This window comes from Gordonia otitidis NBRC 100426, from assembly GCF_000248075.1.
Classification (GTDB): domain Bacteria; phylum Actinomycetota; class Actinomycetes; order Mycobacteriales; family Mycobacteriaceae; genus Gordonia; species Gordonia otitidis.
In genome coordinates, this window is the sequence record NZ_BAFB01000025.1 from 18,634 (window position 1) to 34,404 (window position 15,771).

General features: G+C 64.3%; 14 protein-coding genes. 10 read left to right on the forward strand and 4 right to left on the reverse strand.

The genetic code is table 11. From position 1 onward, the window contains the following. The first annotated feature begins 45 nt into the window (after nt 1-45). From GOOTI_RS02650 to GOOTI_RS02670, 5 genes are all read left to right on the forward strand, one after another. Entirely contained in the window at nt 46-1,131 is a 1,086-nt protein-coding gene (locus GOOTI_RS02650; protein WP_007237008.1) for an isocitrate/isopropylmalate dehydrogenase family protein, read from the forward strand. A 143-nt stretch (nt 1,132-1,274) separates the two neighbouring features. Further along, complete coding sequence (locus GOOTI_RS02655) at nt 1,275-2,210, forward strand: ABC transporter substrate-binding protein (RefSeq protein WP_051997843.1); 936 nt, start codon at nt 1,275-1,277, stop codon at nt 2,208-2,210. Between the two features lie 3 nt (nt 2,211-2,213). After that, entirely contained in the window at nt 2,214-3,173 is a 960-nt protein-coding gene (locus GOOTI_RS02660; RefSeq protein WP_007237010.1) for an amino acid ABC transporter permease, read from the forward strand. Beyond that, entirely contained in the window at nt 3,170-3,955 is a 786-nt protein-coding gene (locus tag GOOTI_RS02665) for an amino acid ABC transporter ATP-binding protein (protein WP_007237011.1), read from the forward strand. Before GOOTI_RS02660 ends, GOOTI_RS02665 begins: the two co-directional genes overlap by 4 nt. A 101-nt stretch (nt 3,956-4,056) precedes the next feature. Further along, on the forward strand, nt 4,057-5,946 hold the full coding sequence (locus GOOTI_RS02670; protein WP_138985141.1) for a PQQ-binding-like beta-propeller repeat protein: 1,890 nt from the start codon (nt 4,057-4,059) through the stop codon (nt 5,944-5,946). Here GOOTI_RS02670 and GOOTI_RS02675 read toward each other — a convergent pair. The 3 genes from GOOTI_RS02675 to GOOTI_RS02685 are packed head-to-tail and all read right to left on the reverse strand — an operon-like array spanning nt 5,937 to nt 8,799. Continuing rightward, nucleotides 5,937-6,821 (reverse strand): class I SAM-dependent methyltransferase, encoded by an 885-nt coding sequence (locus GOOTI_RS02675; RefSeq protein ID WP_007237013.1) that lies wholly within the window; start codon nt 6,819-6,821, stop codon nt 5,937-5,939. The two genes, GOOTI_RS02670 and GOOTI_RS02675, sit on opposite strands and share 10 nt — an antisense overlap. A gap of 36 nt (nt 6,822-6,857) precedes the next feature. Then, nucleotides 6,858-8,222 carry an MFS transporter gene (locus GOOTI_RS02680; RefSeq protein WP_007237014.1) on the reverse strand — a complete coding sequence of 455 codons (1,365 nt, stop codon included), beginning with the start codon at nt 8,220-8,222 and terminating at the stop codon, nt 6,858-6,860. 10 nt (nt 8,223-8,232) lie between these two features. Beyond that, entirely contained in the window at nt 8,233-8,799 is a 567-nt protein-coding gene (locus tag GOOTI_RS02685; protein ID WP_007237015.1) for a 2'-5' RNA ligase family protein, read from the reverse strand. A 311-nt stretch (nt 8,800-9,110) separates the two neighbouring features. On the opposite strand from GOOTI_RS02685, the gene rpsA reads away from it, so the two are divergent. The 3 genes from rpsA to coaE all read left to right on the forward strand — a co-directional run bounded on the left by rpsA (nt 9,111) and on the right by coaE (nt 12,066). Continuing rightward, nucleotides 9,111-10,574 (forward strand): 30S ribosomal protein S1, encoded by a 1,464-nt coding sequence (gene rpsA, locus GOOTI_RS02690; RefSeq protein ID WP_007237016.1) that lies wholly within the window; start codon nt 9,111-9,113, stop codon nt 10,572-10,574. Between the two features lie 94 nt (nt 10,575-10,668). Beyond that, on the forward strand, nt 10,669-10,821 hold the full coding sequence (locus GOOTI_RS25965) for a hypothetical protein (RefSeq protein ID WP_007237017.1): 153 nt from the start codon (nt 10,669-10,671) through the stop codon (nt 10,819-10,821). 54 nt (nt 10,822-10,875) lie between these two features. Then, nucleotides 10,876-12,066, forward strand: a complete 1,191-nt coding sequence (coaE, locus tag GOOTI_RS02695) for a dephospho-CoA kinase (protein WP_007237018.1) — start codon at nt 10,876-10,878, stop codon at nt 12,064-12,066. A 60-nt stretch (nt 12,067-12,126) separates the two neighbouring features. On the opposite strand, the gene GOOTI_RS02700 is transcribed toward coaE, so the two are convergent. Then, nucleotides 12,127-12,648 (reverse strand): ribonuclease FAU-1 family protein, encoded by a 522-nt coding sequence (locus GOOTI_RS02700; protein WP_007237019.1) that lies wholly within the window; start codon nt 12,646-12,648, stop codon nt 12,127-12,129. A 107-nt stretch (nt 12,649-12,755) separates the two neighbouring features. On the opposite strand from GOOTI_RS02700, the gene uvrB reads away from it, so the two are divergent. Further along, complete coding sequence (gene uvrB / locus GOOTI_RS02705; protein ID WP_007237020.1) at nt 12,756-14,918, forward strand: excinuclease ABC subunit UvrB; 2,163 nt, start codon at nt 12,756-12,758, stop codon at nt 14,916-14,918. Nucleotides 14,919-15,090: 172 nt separating this feature from the next. Further along, the gene (locus GOOTI_RS02710; protein WP_007237021.1) at nt 15,091-15,531 is read left to right on the forward strand and encodes a universal stress protein; all 441 of its coding nucleotides are present in this window, start codon (nt 15,091-15,093) and stop codon (nt 15,529-15,531) included. Nucleotides 15,532-15,771 lie beyond the last annotated feature (240 nt).

The window sequence follows — 15,771 nt, forward strand, 5'->3', positions numbered from 1 at the left end:
GGGTGACTCCGCGGTGTTGTCAAGGGTTCTGGCAGTATTCACCAGATGAGCGAGAAGCGTCGACTGTCGATCGGTGTCCTCGACGGCGACGGGATCGGGCCGGAGATCGTGCCGGTCGCAGTAGACGTGGCGAGCGCGGCCGCAGCGTGCGAGGACCTCGAATTCGATTGGGTGCGTGCAGCTCTCGGTGTCGAAGCGATCGGGCCCCACGGAACGCCGCTGCCCGACTCGACGTTGGCGGCACTCGACGCGCTCGACGTATGGATACTCGGACCGCACGATTCGGCGAGCTACCCGCAAGAATTCCGGAACGCACTCACTCCCGGCGCCACGATTCGCAAGAGGTTCGGCTTGTACGCGAACATCCGGCCGTGCCGCGCATACCAGGGTGTGGCGGCCACCGCCCCCGACATCGACGTGGTGATCGCTCGTGAGAACTCCGAGGGTCTCTACGCCGACCGCAACATGAAGGTGGGCAGCGGTGAGTTCATGCCCACACCCGACATCGCGCTGGCCGTGGGGGTCATCACCCGCGACGCGAGCCGACGGATCGCTCGCGAGGCGTTCCGTCTCGCGCAACAGCGTGGGCGGCACGTCACGATCGTTCACAAAGCCAATGTGCTCCGCCTGAGCACAGGACTCTTCCGCGACGCGTGTCTGGAGGTCGCTGCGGAGTATCCCGACGTCGTCGTCGACGAACAGCATGTCGACGCCATGGCAGCGCTGTTGGTGCGCAGGCCGACGGACTTCGACGTCCTCGTCACCGAAAATCTCTTCGGCGACATCTTGTCCGACCTCGCGGCAGAACTCGCGGGCTCGTTGGGGATGGCCGGGTCGATCAACTGCTCGGACACCAAGGCCATGGCGCAGGCCAGCCACGGCGCGGCACCCGACATCGCCGGACGCGGAATCGCCGATCCCGTCGGCATTCTCGCGTCGACGGCCATGATGTTGCGGTGGTGGGGAGATCATCGCGACGATGACGCGCTGATCCGGTGTGCATCGAGAATCGACTACGCCGTCGAGGCGACGCTTGCGGCGGGCATCCGCACCGCCGACCTCGGCGGTATCGCGAGCACCCGCGAGTTCGGCGACGCGGTCGCGGCGGCGACCGCGTGTACGCCCGCCTGAGCACCGGCCGACGTCGAACGATGGTTAATCCTTCGTAACTATCCTGTGGAATCCGGTTGAAGCCAGTAAGTTACACGGGGTGTCGACGTGTGTCGGCGTGTTGTCTCGAGGCGCTCACCGAAGCGCCGGGGGAAGGGATCTCGATGCGAATTCAGCGATCGACTCGTACTCGATCATGGCGGTTCGGCGGTGTGTTCGCCGCATTGGTGGCCATCATGGCGATGGTGCTCGCCGGGTGTACGAACAACGAATCCGACGAAGGTGGAAGTGGCGGCGCCGCGAGTTCCTCGAAGGCGGTGGAGGCGACCAAGGTCGACTCGATCGCCGCGCTCGTACCCGAGCCCATCCGTAACTCGGGAACACTGGTCGTGGGTGTGAACGTGCCGTACTCGCCCAACGAGTACAAGGATCCTTCCGGCAAAATCGTCGGCTACGACGTCGACCTCATGAACGCGGTCGCGGGAGTACTCGGCCTCAAGGCCGAGTTCAAAGAGGCTGACTTCGACAAGATCATCCCGGCCATCCAACAGGGCACCTACAACGTCGGGGCATCGTCGTTCACCGACAGCAAGGAGCGCGAGCAGCAGGTCGACTTCGTCACCTACTACAACGCCGGTGTGCAGTGGGCCCAGCAGAAGGGTGGCAACATCGACCCGAACAACGCCTGCGGTAAGCGCGTGGCGGTGCAGTCGACCACGGTCGAGGACACCGACGAGGTGCCCGCCAAGAGCAAGGCATGCACCGATGCGGGCAAGCCCGCGATCGAGAAGGTCAAGTTCGACAGCCAGGACGAGGCGACCAACGCGCTCGTGCTGGGTAAGGTCGACGCGATGTCCGCGGACTCACCAATCACTGCGTGGGCGATCAAGCGCTCCGACGGCAAGCTCGAAACGGCCGGGGGCGTCTTCGACTCGCAGCCCTACGGCTACCCGGTGCAGAAGGGCTCGTCGCTGACGCAGGCGCTTCAGCAGGCGGTGCAGCATCTGATCGACAACGGGCAGTACAAGCAGATCGCCGAGAACTGGGGCGTCGAGGCAGGCGCCATCCAGAAGTCGGTCATCAATGGCGCGGTCAGCTGACCTGTGACGACGCCGTCTGACGGCACGGTCGGGGTCGACTCTTCGAAAGTGGAGCCGACCCCGATCAAAGCCGTACCCCTCAAACACCCCGGCCAGTGGATCGCGGCCGCAGTCGTCCTGATCCTGGTCGCACTCTTCATCTACGGTGCGGCCACCAACGACGCCTATGCGTGGGACACCTACGCCAAGTATCTGTTCGACACCCGGATCATGCCGGGTGTCGGCTACACGCTGGCATTGACGGTGCTGTCGATGGTGATCGCCATCATCCTGGGCGTGCTGCTCGCCATCATGCGTCTGTCACCGAATCCGGTACTGCGAGCGACGTCGTGGGTGTATCTGTGGATCTTCCGCGGCACGCCGGTCTACGTGCAGTTGGTGTTCTGGGGTCTGTTCCCGTCGATCTACAAGCGTATCGATCTCGGTATCCCGTTCACGGTGCAGTTCGCGCACTTCGACATCCAATCGCTGAACGCGGCATTTCTTTTCGCGGTGATCGGATTGGCGCTCAACGAATCCGCATACATGGCCGAGATCGTGCGTGCAGGAGTCTCGTCGGTGGGTGAGGGACAGACCGAGGCGTCGGTGGCACTGGGCATGACGTGGTCGCAGACCATGCGTAGAACCGTGCTGCCCCAGGCGATGCGGGTCATCATCCCGCCGACCGGCAACGAAGTCATCAGCATGCTGAAGACCACCAGCCTCGTGGCGGCCGTGCCGTTCAGTCTCGAACTGTACGGACGCGCCCGCGACATCTCAGGCGTGATCTTCCAGCCGATCCCGCTGCTCATGGTCGCCTCGACCTGGTACCTCGTGGTCACCAGCATCCTGATGGTCGGTCAGTACTACCTGGAGCGGTACTACGCCCGCGGGGCCACCCGCGCGATGACGAACAAGCAGCGCAAAGCGCAGGCTGCGGCGGCCGAGGTCACTGATCCGCAGCACGGGGGTGGGGGAGTATGACAACCGTGGAGAACACGTCCGGTCAACCGATGGTGCTCGCCGACCGCGTCTGCAAGAGCTTCGGTACCACCCAGGTCCTCAAGGGGATCTCGCTCGAGGTGCAACGCGGGGAAGTGCTCTGCATCATCGGTCCGTCCGGCTCGGGCAAGTCGACGTTCCTGCGATGCGTCAATCACCTCGAGGAGGTCAACGCGGGTCGGCTTTACGTCGATGGTGACCTCATCGGATACCGCGAGCGCGGCGGCAAGCTCTACGAGATGAGCCCGAAGGACGCGGCCAAGCAGCGTCGTGACATCGGCATGGTCTTCCAGCACTTCAACCTGTTTCCGCACAGGACGGTGCTCGAGAACGTGATCGAGGCACCGACGCAAGTGAAGCGGGAGAGCAAAGCCGACGCCGCGAAGCGTGCGGAGTACCTGCTCGACCGAGTGGGGTTGGCCGACAAGGCGTCGTCGTATCCGGCGCAGTTGTCGGGTGGACAACAACAGCGCGTCGCCATAGCCCGTGCGCTGGCCATGGAACCGAAGCTGATGCTCTTCGACGAACCGACGTCGGCACTCGACCCGGAGCTGGTGGGTGACGTGCTCGGCGTGATGCGAGAACTCGCCTCGACAGGCATGACCATGCTCGTGGTCACGCACGAGATGGGATTCGCCCGCGAGGTCGCTGATCAGTTGGTGTTCATGGACGGTGGGGTCGTCGTCGAACAGGGCGATCCGCGTGAGGTCCTCGCCAACCCGCAGCATGAGCGGACGAAGACCTTCTTGTCGAAGTTGCTGTAGCGCAACGCTGCTGGTCGTTCGTCGCGTGAACGACATCGGTATAGTCGACCCGGCTTGATATCCGAGACGATGGCGAAGCGGCGGGTGACAGTGTGAGGGCAGTGGGTGCTCGACGGTATTGGTTGTCCGCATCGGCGGGCGCGGTGCTCGCAGCGGTCGTGCTCGCCGTGCTCGCCGCGGTATGGTTCGCCGGCTCGGGAGTTGTGCTCGACGGTGCGGCGCGGTATGTGACCCGCGGGGTGTACCAGCTCCCGGCGACCACGCTCGTCTTCGGACTCGCGTGCGGCATCCTCACCTATCGCACCGCCCGGCAGCTCGGCCTCTCGCGCATGCGGAAAGTCGGTGCCGTGCTGCTGTGCGTGCTCGCGGTGGGGTGGCTGGTGTTCGCCGTTGTGGCTGGTACGTCGACGGTGGAGAACGTGTTCTATCGTCTCGTCGGCGTCTCCGGGCATCGGATCACGGTCGTCATCGCGACTGTGATGGTGTGCGCGACAACGCTACTGGTGATTGCCCAGTGGGCGCCGTCGCGACGTTCGGGCGACACGGTCCGCCGCGATGCCATCGCCGTCGGGGTCGTCTTCGTCGTCGTGATGGCAGTGGCTTGTGGAAGTGCGATCGGCGCTGTCGTCCGTGTACCGCAGTCGACATCGGCCTCAGCGTCACGTGAGTCGTCGGTTGCGCCGATTCCCGCGACAGTGGGGATGCGGGCAGGGGTACCACAGCGATTCGATGGCGATGTCGAGATCGTGTCCGCAGCAGCGGGTTACGTCGTATGGGACGCCGGGGTGGTGCAGGCGTACGGCCCCGACTCCTACGATTCCTCACACAAGGCGCCACGGTGGACCTTCGACGTGGCGAGCGAGTTCGGCACGTGCGGGCAGGGAGCCATGTTCTCGACTGGGGTGTCGGCTGATGCGGTGGTGCTCGTCAGTTGCCTCGTCGACGAGTCGTCGGCCACCTCATCGACGGTAGGGGAGAACCAAGCATTCATGCCGGGTGCGCAGCGAGCACCCGGCATCTACGTGCTTGTCGCGCTCGATGCGCAGACCGGTCAACGACTGTGGACACGCCTCGGACAACACTTGGTGGTCGGGCAGCAACAGATAGTCGGACACGCCGTGCCCATCGTGTCGCCGGGCCGACTCACCGCGCTCGAGCCACGATCGGGAACCCCCGAGTGGTCGATCAAGAGCGATCTCTGCTTCCTCGAAAGCGATTCACGAGCAGCGCAGTTCGTCACCACCGCGCACCATCTCGCCTACACGTGTGGGGACCGGCTCGTTGTCCTCGACGCCGACACCGGGAGAGACAGCACGCACAGCCTCCCCGGGGCTGATCGTGTGGCCGAAGGCCTTGGACAGACCGGGATCGTCGGTATCGCAGGTGATCGGGTCTCAGTGTTCTCTATGTCCGCCTACCTCGGCAACGACTCCTATGTGTCGGTCGTCGATCTTTCAACCGGTACAACAGTGCTCGGTCCGCGCGCCGACGACAGCTCCCGCTCCCTCGTGGGTCAGATCGACCAACCGGGCCCGGCTGTCGGGGTACTCCCACCTACGAACGACGTCGCGTTTGGCGGCGTGCAGATGCACTATTCCTGGAACGTGATCGATGTTGCGTCGCTGCGGGAAATCACCATCACACGCATGGGCCCGGTCGGATGGTTTGTCGCGGATCCCGGTTATCAGCGTTGGTTCGTCGCGAAAGACGGTCTGCTGACCGCTGCCTTCGGTGCGGTCGGTAAGACTTTCAGTAACCGCGACGCGGCCGAGCCGGAAGTGGCCTTAGGCGGGGCACCGAGTGTTCTGACACGGATCGGCTGGGACGGAAGAGTGCGGCAGAACCCGAGCGTCGCCTGCTCGTCGGCCTCCGAAGCAGGCCACTCCGAGGCCAGCGGGTTGATCCCGCTCTCCGGTGCATTCCTTCACGTCTGTCGGGGCGATTCGGGGAAGGGAGAAGTCTCGACGACGACTGTGCGCGCCTATCGGTGATTCGGAGCAGTCGTACGCGGTTTGACACAGCAGAACACGGCCGTTCCGGGGAAGTATTGCCCACGAAGCGGGCTCCACTGCCCCCATTCCTCGTCGAGGTCGTCGGGCCACTCCGGCTCGACGATGTCGTCGAGAATCAGCCCCGCGGCACGGATCTCGCGCACACGATCGCCGATGGTCCGGTGATGCTCGACGTAGGTCACAGTGCCGTCGGCGTCGACTTCCGAGTAGGGCGTTCGACTGAAGTACGGCATGGTCACGGTCAACCCGGCAGGTCCGGGGTCGTCGGGAAACATCCAGCGCATGGGGTGATTGACCGAGAAGACCCACCGCCCGCCGGGTTTGATGACGCGCGCCGCCTCGGCCATCACCCCGGCAGGGTCGGCGACGAACGGGACCGCACCGAACGACGAGAACGCGATGTCGAAGCTCTCGTCGGCGAACGGGAGCGATTCGGCTGTCGCCTGTATGAGCGGAACACGTGGTTCGTCGAATCGCGCCATGGTCACGAGGCCGTGGGCGAGCATCCGGTGCGACAGATCGAGCCCGACAGGGCGAGCCCCGTGCGTGGCAAGCCAACGTGAACACGGTGCTGAGCCGCAACCGATTTCGAGGATGTCGCGGTCGACGATGTCGCCGAGAAGGTGAACGTCGGCTTCGCGCAACCGTTCCGGGCCCCAGACGAACTCGCCGCCAGGGGAGTCGGAACCGAGGAAGCCACCGTGCTCGCGGTGATACTCGTCGGCCTCGGAGTCCCACCAGGACCGGCTGGCGGCATCACTTGTCCGCGAGTCGATGTCGCCGAGCACGCGAGGCGCGCGTGGGGTCTCGTCGCCGAGCACGCGAGGCGCGCGTGGGGTCTGGTCGTCGGTCACGTCGACGAGTGTAGGACCCGAGCATATGCAGTGTGTCTAACCCAGCGCGTCGGCGGATCGGCCGGTCGTCCGATGACCGAGAACTCCGACGTTGATGATCAGAAGCAGCATCGCGAAGGCGACGACGCCGAACACGGCGCCGGAGCCGCTCGCATCGAGGAGAGGCAGCAGGATGAAGGGAAGTAGACCGGTGGTGATCTTCGACAGTGAATATGCGGCACCGGCACCGGTTGCTCGGATGGCCGTCGGATACGAGTCCGCGAGATAGACGTGATAGGCGTTCGAGAACAGATTGCTGATCATCGTGTAGCCGACGCCCGAGATCACGATGGCGACCGGACTGGTGGCGAATCCAAACCACAGGCCAAGGATCGCCATCGCCGCGGCCGATCCCATCACCAGATACTTTCGCTCCACGCGTTCCACTATCGGGATCGCGAGGAGCGATCCCAGCGGGTAGCCGATGTACGACGCGGTGACGTAGCCGAGTGAGGTGAGCACGTCGAATCCCTTGGCCACCAATATCAGCGGCGCGAGCGTCCCGAATCCGTAGTAGCCGAACACCTCGAGGATCGACAGCAACCAGAGCATGACGGTGCGCCTACGAAGCCGGTGGCCGAACAGGGACGAGAACGGCATCTGGTGTGCCTTCTGCACCTCCAACGTCGTGTCCGGTTCGGCGAGTCGATGCCCGGCCGCACGCGCTTCGTTCTCGAGTGCGGTGCACACGGCGTCGGCTTCCTCATGACGGCCGTGGGTTTCCAGCCAGCGCGGCGATTCCGGTAGTCGACGACGCACGACCCAGACGGCGAAGGCGCCGAGTCCGCCGAGGAAGAACAGCCAGCGCCATCCCTCGAAGCCGAGTGGATGCAGCGGAACCAACCAGCGCGCGAGGAGTCCGACAACTGGTACCCCGATGAATGCGACGGTGTATGACCACGAGATGAACCGTCCGCGAACAGCTTTCGGCAGGAGGTCGGCGAGATAGGAGTCGGCGAGGGCGAACTCGGCACCGATGCCGACACCTGCCAGAAACCGCATGGCGATCAGGAACGCGGCATTGGGACTGAATGCGGCGACGAGTGAGAACACCGAGTAGATACCCAGATTGATCATGAACGCGGGCCGCCTGCCGATGCGGTCGGACAGTCTCCCCATCACCAGTGCCCCGACGAACTGTCCGAAGAACGCCGACCCGAGTATGAGGTTCAGTTCGGTGCGCGAGAGGTCGAGTTCGGTTGTGAGGACCGAGGAGATGGTTGCGGCGAGGAAGTTCTCGTAGAGGTCGAAGAACAGCGCGAGTCCGACCACGGCGGTTGCGATCCGGTGGGTGCGGACGACCGGTAGCCGATCGAGACGTGCGGCTATCGACGGACTGGAATCGGTGATGTGCGTCGACATCTGTCGAATCTTAGGCTGTCGAACTTCCTTGATGTGAGGCGACGACGGTGGCGGTACGACTGTCGCTGTCCCAGCGTCGGATGGCGGTGATGGATGCCGGTAATCCTGATGGCGGCAGGTCGAGTGCGGCTATGACCTCGTGGACCTGGTCTGCGTGCACGCGCCGAGCCATGGTGACGTGCGGTGTCCACGAGCCGGGCAGCGTGTGCGCGAACACGCCGGACTCGGTGTCGGCGACCGATGCGTGTGCGACAACGGCGTCGACCACCGCCTCATGGGCGGCCAGCAGTTGCGCGGTAGGTACCACCAGCAGTGCGACGACGAGTCTATCGCCGCGGCCGAACACGATCGGCGACCCGACCGCGACCCGGATGGGTAGTCGCACGTCGACATGGCGAATGGCCGTGTCTGCGGCAGGAGCGATGCGCTGTGCTGCGGCGATCGTCACATGCGGTCGGTTGGTGGCGGAGGGATTCGTTCCCGCATTTGGCAGGTCCAAGGCCCGGAGCAGGTCCCAGCGTTCGCGTAGACGGCGCTCGGACTCGTCGTCGAAGAGGAATTCCACCGAGTGGGCCACCGTTGCTCCTGTTCGTGTGCTGCTGTGTCCGCTCCGGGTGTCGATCGTGATGTCTGGCTGTCTCGGATGTGCGGTGGCGGGATGCACTCAGAAGTGGTATTTGCCCAGCGCAACGCCACTAGAGTAAGGTAGACAAAGCGCGTGGAGGCATCTTTCGCGCAGTTCAGCTTGTCTTCACCTGGAAGTCATCACAGTGTGGTGACCTGGGAAGACGCAGATCGGTCAGCATGATCGACGCCTGTGTCGCCGACGCAGCTGTCCAAACAATGTGAACTGTACCTACTACATACCTGTCCGGAGCAACTCAACATATGTCGTCCCCCACGATCACCTCGCCGCAAGTAGCCGTCAATGACATCGGCTCGGCTGAGGACTTCCTCGCAGCCATCGACTCCACGATCAAGTACTTCAACGATGGCGACATCGTCGAAGGGACCATCGTCAAGGTCGATCGGGACGAGGTTCTGCTCGACATCGGTTACAAGACCGAAGGCGTGATCCCCTCTCGCGAACTGTCGATCAAGCACGACGTCGACCCCTCTGAGGTCGTCAACGTCGGTGACGAGGTCGAGGCTCTTGTTCTCACCAAGGAGGACAAAGAAGGCCGCCTCATCCTGTCCAAGAAGCGTGCTCAGTACGAGCGCGCCTGGGGCACCATCGAGGAGCTCAAGGAGAAGGACGAGGCCGTCAAGGGCACCGTCATCGAGGTCGTCAAGGGCGGCCTGATCCTGGACATCGGCCTGCGCGGCTTCCTCCCGGCATCGCTCGTGGAGATGCGTCGCGTGCGCGATCTGCAGCCGTACATCGGCAAGGAGATCGAAGCCAAGATCATCGAACTCGACAAGAACCGCAACAACGTGGTCCTGTCGCGTCGTGCGTGGCTCGAGCAGACCCAGTCCGAGGTCCGCAGCGAGTTCCTGCACCAGCTCCAGAAGGGCCAGGTCCGCAAGGGCGTCGTGTCCTCGATCGTCAACTTCGGTGCATTCGTCGATCTCGGCGGCGTCGACGGTCTGGTCCACGTCTCCGAGCTCTCCTGGAAGCACATCGATCATCCGTCCGAGGTTGTCACCGTTGGTGACGAGGTCACCGTCGAGGTTCTCGACGTCGATCTCGACCGCGAGCGCGTGTCGTTGTCGCTCAAGGCAACTCAGGAAGACCCGTGGCGTCAGTTCGCCCGCACCCACGCGATCGGTCAGATCGTGCCGGGCAAGGTCACCAAGCTGGTTCCGTTCGGTGCGTTCGTCCGCGTCGACGACGGCATCGAGGGTCTCGTGCACATCTCCGAGCTGGCCGAGCGCCACGTCGAGGTCCCGGACCAGGTTGTCGCCGTCGGCGACGACGCGATGGTCAAGGTCATCGACATCGACCTCGAGCGTCGTCGTATCTCGCTGAGCCTCAAGCAGGCCAACGAGGACTACACCGAGGAGTTCGACCCGTCGAAGTACGGCATGGCCGACAGCTACGACGAGCAGGGCAACTACATCTTCCCCGAGGGCTTCGACGCCGAGACCAACGAATGGCTCGAAGGCTACGAGAAGCAGCGCGAAGAGTGGGAGAACCGCTACGCCGAGGCGGAGCGTCGTCACAAGATGCACACCGCTCAGATCGAGAAGTTCGCTGCTGCCGCAGCCGAGGCCGAGAAGGCCCCGACCGACTACTCGTCGGCATCGTCGGAGAGCCGCAGCACCTCGAGTGCTCCCGCATCGTCGGGCGGCTCGCTGGCAAGCGACGAGCAGCTCGCCGCACTGCGCGAGAAGCTGTCGGGCAACGCCTGATAGTCGTATCCCGCACGTAAAGCCCAAGAGCGCCTCCCGGATTCGTCCGGGAGGCGCTCTTGTTTCGTAGTACCGCACTGTCGGTGACGTCGGCGTGACCAGCATGAAGGAACCAAGACCGGCTCACGAGCAGGGCGCCGGCGGTCGGCTGGCGTCGGCCTACGACGGCGGTGCGCTGGTCTACGACGCCGTCGGTGAGGTGTGGCTGCCACCCGAGACAATCGAGCTCACCGACGCCACCGGCTGATCGGGTCGCCACTCGGATGACGGTGGTGACGCGGCGTTTGCGACACTGGAGGCTGTGATCCGAGTGGGGCTCTCCGGCGGCATCGGAGCCGGCAAATCGACAGTGGCCACGACGTTCGTCGAGCGTGGGGGCTACCACATCGACGCTGACAAGATTGCGCGTGAGGTGGTCGAACCGGGTACGCCTGGGCTCGCGAGCCTTGTCGAGGCTTTTGGTGACGACATCCTCGCCGACGACGGTGCGCTCGATCGGCCCGCGCTGGCGGCCAAGGCCTTCCGCGACGAGGAGAGCAGACAGAAGCTGAACTCCATCACGCATCCGCTTGTCGGGGCGCGGACGCAGGAGTTGCTCGCTGCCGCACCGGTGGGTTCGGTTGTCGTGCAGGACATCCCATTACTCGTCGAGGGCAACATGGCGCCCTTCTTCCACCTCGTCGTGATCGTCGGCGTCGACGAGGAATTGCGCGTGCAACGTCTCACCGAGTTGCGCGGAATGCCCGAGGATGACGCGCGGGCGCGGATTCGCGCCCAGGCCACCGATGAACAACGGCGGGCCGTCGCAGATGTCTGGCTGGACAATTCGGGTACGCCGGAGGAGCTCGCGGCCGCCGCGGCGGAACTGTGGGACGAGCGCCTCGTGCCCTACGAGGCCAATGTGCGTTCGCGCACGATCGTCCCAGGGCCGCTCGCGCTCGTCGAGCCGGACCCGGCGTGGGCGCAGGCAGGGGCCAGGGTAATGAACCGACTCTGGGCCATCGTCGGTGACAAGGCCTCGGCAATCGACCACATCGGTTCGACCGCCGTGCCAGGACTTGTCGCCAAGCCGACCATCGACATCCAGGTCACCGTGGCAGGACTCGACATCGCGGACGGACTCGCCGACGTCCTCGCCGACGGCGGCTTCCCGCGCGCTCCCGGAATCGAGGGCGACAACCCGAAGGCGGATCCGGCCACGGGTTCGGTGGACCGTGGTGACTGGGGCAAGCGGTTCCACGGTTCGGCCGATCCGGGTCGCCCGGTCAACGTGCACCTGCGGGTCGCAGGATCACCAGGGGCCCGGTTCGCGGTCGACTTCCGTGACTGGTTGCGCGACGACCCGGCCGCACGCGAGGAGTACGCGGGCGTCAAGCGCACGGCGCTCACTGCGGCCGACGGGGACATTGACCGTTATGTGGCGGCCAAGGAGCCGTGGTTCGACCAGGCATACCGACGTATCGCGGCGTGGCGCACAAACCGAGACTCCTAGCCCGCCCGGTTTTCCTGCCAGGGCAGGGTCGCTCGTATTGTCACGTCCGTGGTGTCGGGATCAGCCGTCGCGCCATGTGACGGTGCCGCCGGCACAGGCGTCGAGCCACGCCTGGACGTCGTGGCCGTGCTCAGCGGCGCCGACAAGGGCGCGGCGCGCGATGTGTACCGCTTCTTCGCAGTCGGTCGTCGACAACAGGCCGGCTGCGTGGGCGTCGAACAGTTCGTCGACGTCGACGAGCTCGAGGGGCTCGCCCGGAACGTCGACGAGGTCGAGGTACCAGTCTTCCGCGTGCCACCTGCCGTCGGCATCGGGGCCGTGAAAGCGTCCGACGTCGAGGTAGAGCCGTTGGCCGACCCGGTGTCCTGGCACGAAGTGGAAGATGTTGGCCCGTAACCCGAGGTCGGGGAGGAGCCAGGATTCGAGGTGCGAGAATCTCGGGTGGTCGGCCGTACGCGACATGTAGAGGCCGAACGGGGCCTCCTCATAGCGCTCCACCGGCCGGACGAACCCCTTGTTGTCGGTGTTGGTCATCGCCGGAACGTCGAAGACCTCCCGCTTGGGCGGGTGCAGATCGGACATCGTGCAACCTTAGCCGCGGGGAGGGCGAGGAGCCCCCTGATATCGCAGGTCAACGGCGCGGAACCGAGCGGAACAGAATTGTCACACCCCGCGTTTACCCTGGAACTATGGCTTTTGCTACCGAACACCCGATTCTCGCGCACTCAGAGCACCGCCCCGTCGGTGATATCGAACGTACCGAGGGACGGTTCGAGGTCGTCAGCGAGTACGAACCCGCGGGCGACCAGCCGCAGGCGATCGACGACCTCGAGCGTCGCATCGGGGCAGGCGAGAAGGACATCGTGTTGCTCGGAGCGACGGGTACCGGTAAGTCGGCCACCACAGCCTGGCTCATCGAACGCGTCCAACGGCCGACGCTGGTGATGGCGCCGAACAAGACGCTCGCGGCCCAGCTCGCCAACGAACTGCGAGAGATGTTGCCGCACAACGCGGTCGAATACTTCGTGTCCTACTACGACTACTACCAGCCGGAAGCGTACATCGCGCAAACCGACACGTACATCGAGAAGGACTCGTCGATCAACGACGATGTCGAACGTCTGCGTCACTCGGCGACGTCGAGTCTGCTCTCCCGCCGAGATGTGGTGGTGGTCGCGTCCGTCTCGTGTATCTACGGTCTCGGCACACCGCAGTCGTACCTCGACCGGTCGGTCGAGGTCGAGGTGGGCGACGAGATCGACCGCGACGCGTTGTTGCGGCTGCTCGTCGACGTCCAGTACACGCGCAACGACATGTCGTTCACCCGTGGCAGTTTCCGCGTGCGCGGCGACACCGTCGAGATCATCCCGTCCTACGAAGAACTGGCTGTACGCATCGAGTTCTTTGGCGACGAGGTGGAGGCTTTGTACTACCTGCACCCCTTGACCGGCGACGTGGTCCGACAGGTCGACTCCCTGCGCATCTTCCCCGCCACGCACTACGTCGCCGGCCCGGAGCGCATGGAGAAGGCGATGTCGAGCATCGAGGAGGAACTCGAAGCCAGGCTCGCCGACCTCGAGGGCAAGGGCAAACTCCTCGAGGCGCAGCGCCTTCGTATGCGCACGACCTACGACCTCGAGATGATGCGCCAGGTCGGTTTCTGCTCGGGTATCGAGAACTACTCGCGGCACATCGACGGCAGGCCGGCGGGTAGCGCTCCGGCGACACTGATCGACTATTTTCCCGACGACTTCCTACTGGTCATCGACGAGTCGCATGTCACCGTTCCGCAGATCGGCGGTATGTACGAGGGAGACATGTCGCGCAAGCGCAATCTGGTCGACTACGGCTTCCGCCTACCGTCGGCTGTCGACAACCGTCCGCTGACCTGGGACGAGTTCGTCGGGCGTATCGGGCAGACCGTGTACCTGTCCGCGACGCCCGGCGCGTATGAGCTGGGCCAGTCCAACGGCGAGTTCGTCGAGCAGGTGATCCGCCCGACCGGTCTGGTCGATCCGCAGATCGTGGTGAAGCCGACGAAGGGTCAGATCGACGATCTGGTCCACGAGATCCGCGACCGCACCGATCGCGACGAGCGTGTACTGGTGACCACGTTGACGAAGAAGATGGCAGAGGATCTCACCGACTATCTGCTCGAGCTGGGTATCCGCGTGCGCTACCTGCATTCCGAGGTCGACACCCTCCGCCGCGTCGAATTGCTGCGGCAGCTGCGCTCGGGTGAATACGACGTCCTCGTCGGTATCAATCTGCTGCGTGAGGGCCTCGACCTTCCAGAGGTGTCACTGGTCGCCATCCTCGACGCCGACAAGGAGGGCTTCCTGCGCTCCACGACATCGCTGATCCAGACCGTCGGGCGCGCTGCGCGAAATGTCTCGGGCGAAGTGCACATGTACGCCGACACCATCACCGACTCGATGCGCAATGCGATCGACGAGACGGAACGTCGTCGCGAGAAGCAGGTCGCCTACAACAAAGAGCACGGCATCGACCCGAAACCGTTGCGCAAGAAGATCGCCGACATCCTCGACCAGGTGTATCGCGAAGCCGAGGATTCCGCTGTCGACGTCGGTGGCTCGGGGCGAAACGCCAGCAGGGGTCGGCGCGCGCAGGGCGAGGTCTCCAAGGCCAAGGGCGCGTCGGCGGGGGTCATCGAGAAGCGTGACGTCTCGTCCATGCCGAGAGCCGAACTCGCCGACCTGGTTGCACAGCTCACCGAGCAGATGATGAGCGCTGCCCGGGATCTGCAGTTCGAACTCGCAGGCCGACTGCGTGACGAGATCGCCGACCTGAAGAAGGAAATGCGCGGCATGGATGCCGCCGGAATCAAGTAGACGTCCGCCTATGTGGGACGTTCGTCCCAATAGGGACGTGGTGTCGTGATCGCTGTGATCACCGGACAAATGTTGCGTGGCACACTATCCTGCCGATTGAGGTGACTCTAGAGTTGTCGGGGATCGATGAAGTCCGCAAATACGCGGAATGAGACATGTGTGGAGGTCAGGGATGGGCGCTTACCAGACGATCGTCGTCGGAACCGACGGTTCGGAATCGTCGTTGAAGGCAGTTGATCGTGCGGGTGCGATCGCCGGAGACTCGAAATTGGTGATCGCGTGCGCATACTTCCCGAACGATCGTGGTGCCGGTGAGGCCGCGGACGTGCTGAAGGACGAGGCCTACCAGGTCACCGGCAGCGCTCCCACAGATGAAATCCTCCGCACCGCAAAGGAGCGGGCTACCAAATCGGGTGCCACGCAGATCGTGCCGCGTCCGGTCAAGGGGGCTCCGGTCGACGCTCTCCTACAGTTGGTCACCGACGTGCAGGCCGATCTGCTCGTCGTCGGAAACCGCGGACTGAACTCCATCGCGGGTCGTCTGCTGGGTTCGGTGCCTGCCGATGTCGCCCGAAAGTCGGCCTGCGATGTGCTGATCGTCCATACGACATAGCGGCGAGACTTCCAGACCGACAGCCGGGTAGATGGATTCATCTGCCCGGCTGTTGTTGTCCGCTGCTGTGCGCTTGCTTCCGCGCTCACGGGGGTCTCAATTCGGTGAGCCCGTCGTGCCTCCCCGCGTTGCTCATTTTCGCCACTTTCACCATATCGCGTGGTGGGGGCCTTGCCGCAAGGCCCATAAGCGGGTGCACAATCGATGGCTCTGCCGCCTATCAGCTCTTGGAGTCGCCTC

Coding starts and splice junctions, on each gene's coding strand:
- GOOTI_RS02650 (WP_007237008.1), top strand. CDS start 46: ATGAGCGAGAAGCGTCGACTGTCGATCGGTGTCCTCGACGGCGACGGG.
- GOOTI_RS02655 (WP_051997843.1), top strand. CDS start 1,275: ATGCGAATTCAGCGATCGACTCGTACTCGATCATGGCGGTTCGGCGGT.
- GOOTI_RS02665 (WP_007237011.1), top strand. CDS start 3,170: ATGACAACCGTGGAGAACACGTCCGGTCAACCGATGGTGCTCGCCGAC.
- GOOTI_RS02680 (WP_007237014.1), bottom strand. CDS start 8,222: ATGTCGACGCACATCACCGATTCCAGTCCGTCGATAGCCGCACGTCTC.
- rpsA (WP_007237016.1), top strand. CDS start 9,111: ATGTCGTCCCCCACGATCACCTCGCCGCAAGTAGCCGTCAATGACATC.
- GOOTI_RS02700 (WP_007237019.1), bottom strand. CDS start 12,648: ATGTCCGATCTGCACCCGCCCAAGCGGGAGGTCTTCGACGTTCCGGCG.
- uvrB (WP_007237020.1), top strand. CDS start 12,756: ATGGCTTTTGCTACCGAACACCCGATTCTCGCGCACTCAGAGCACCGC.
- GOOTI_RS02710 (WP_007237021.1), top strand. CDS start 15,091: ATGGGCGCTTACCAGACGATCGTCGTCGGAACCGACGGTTCGGAATCG.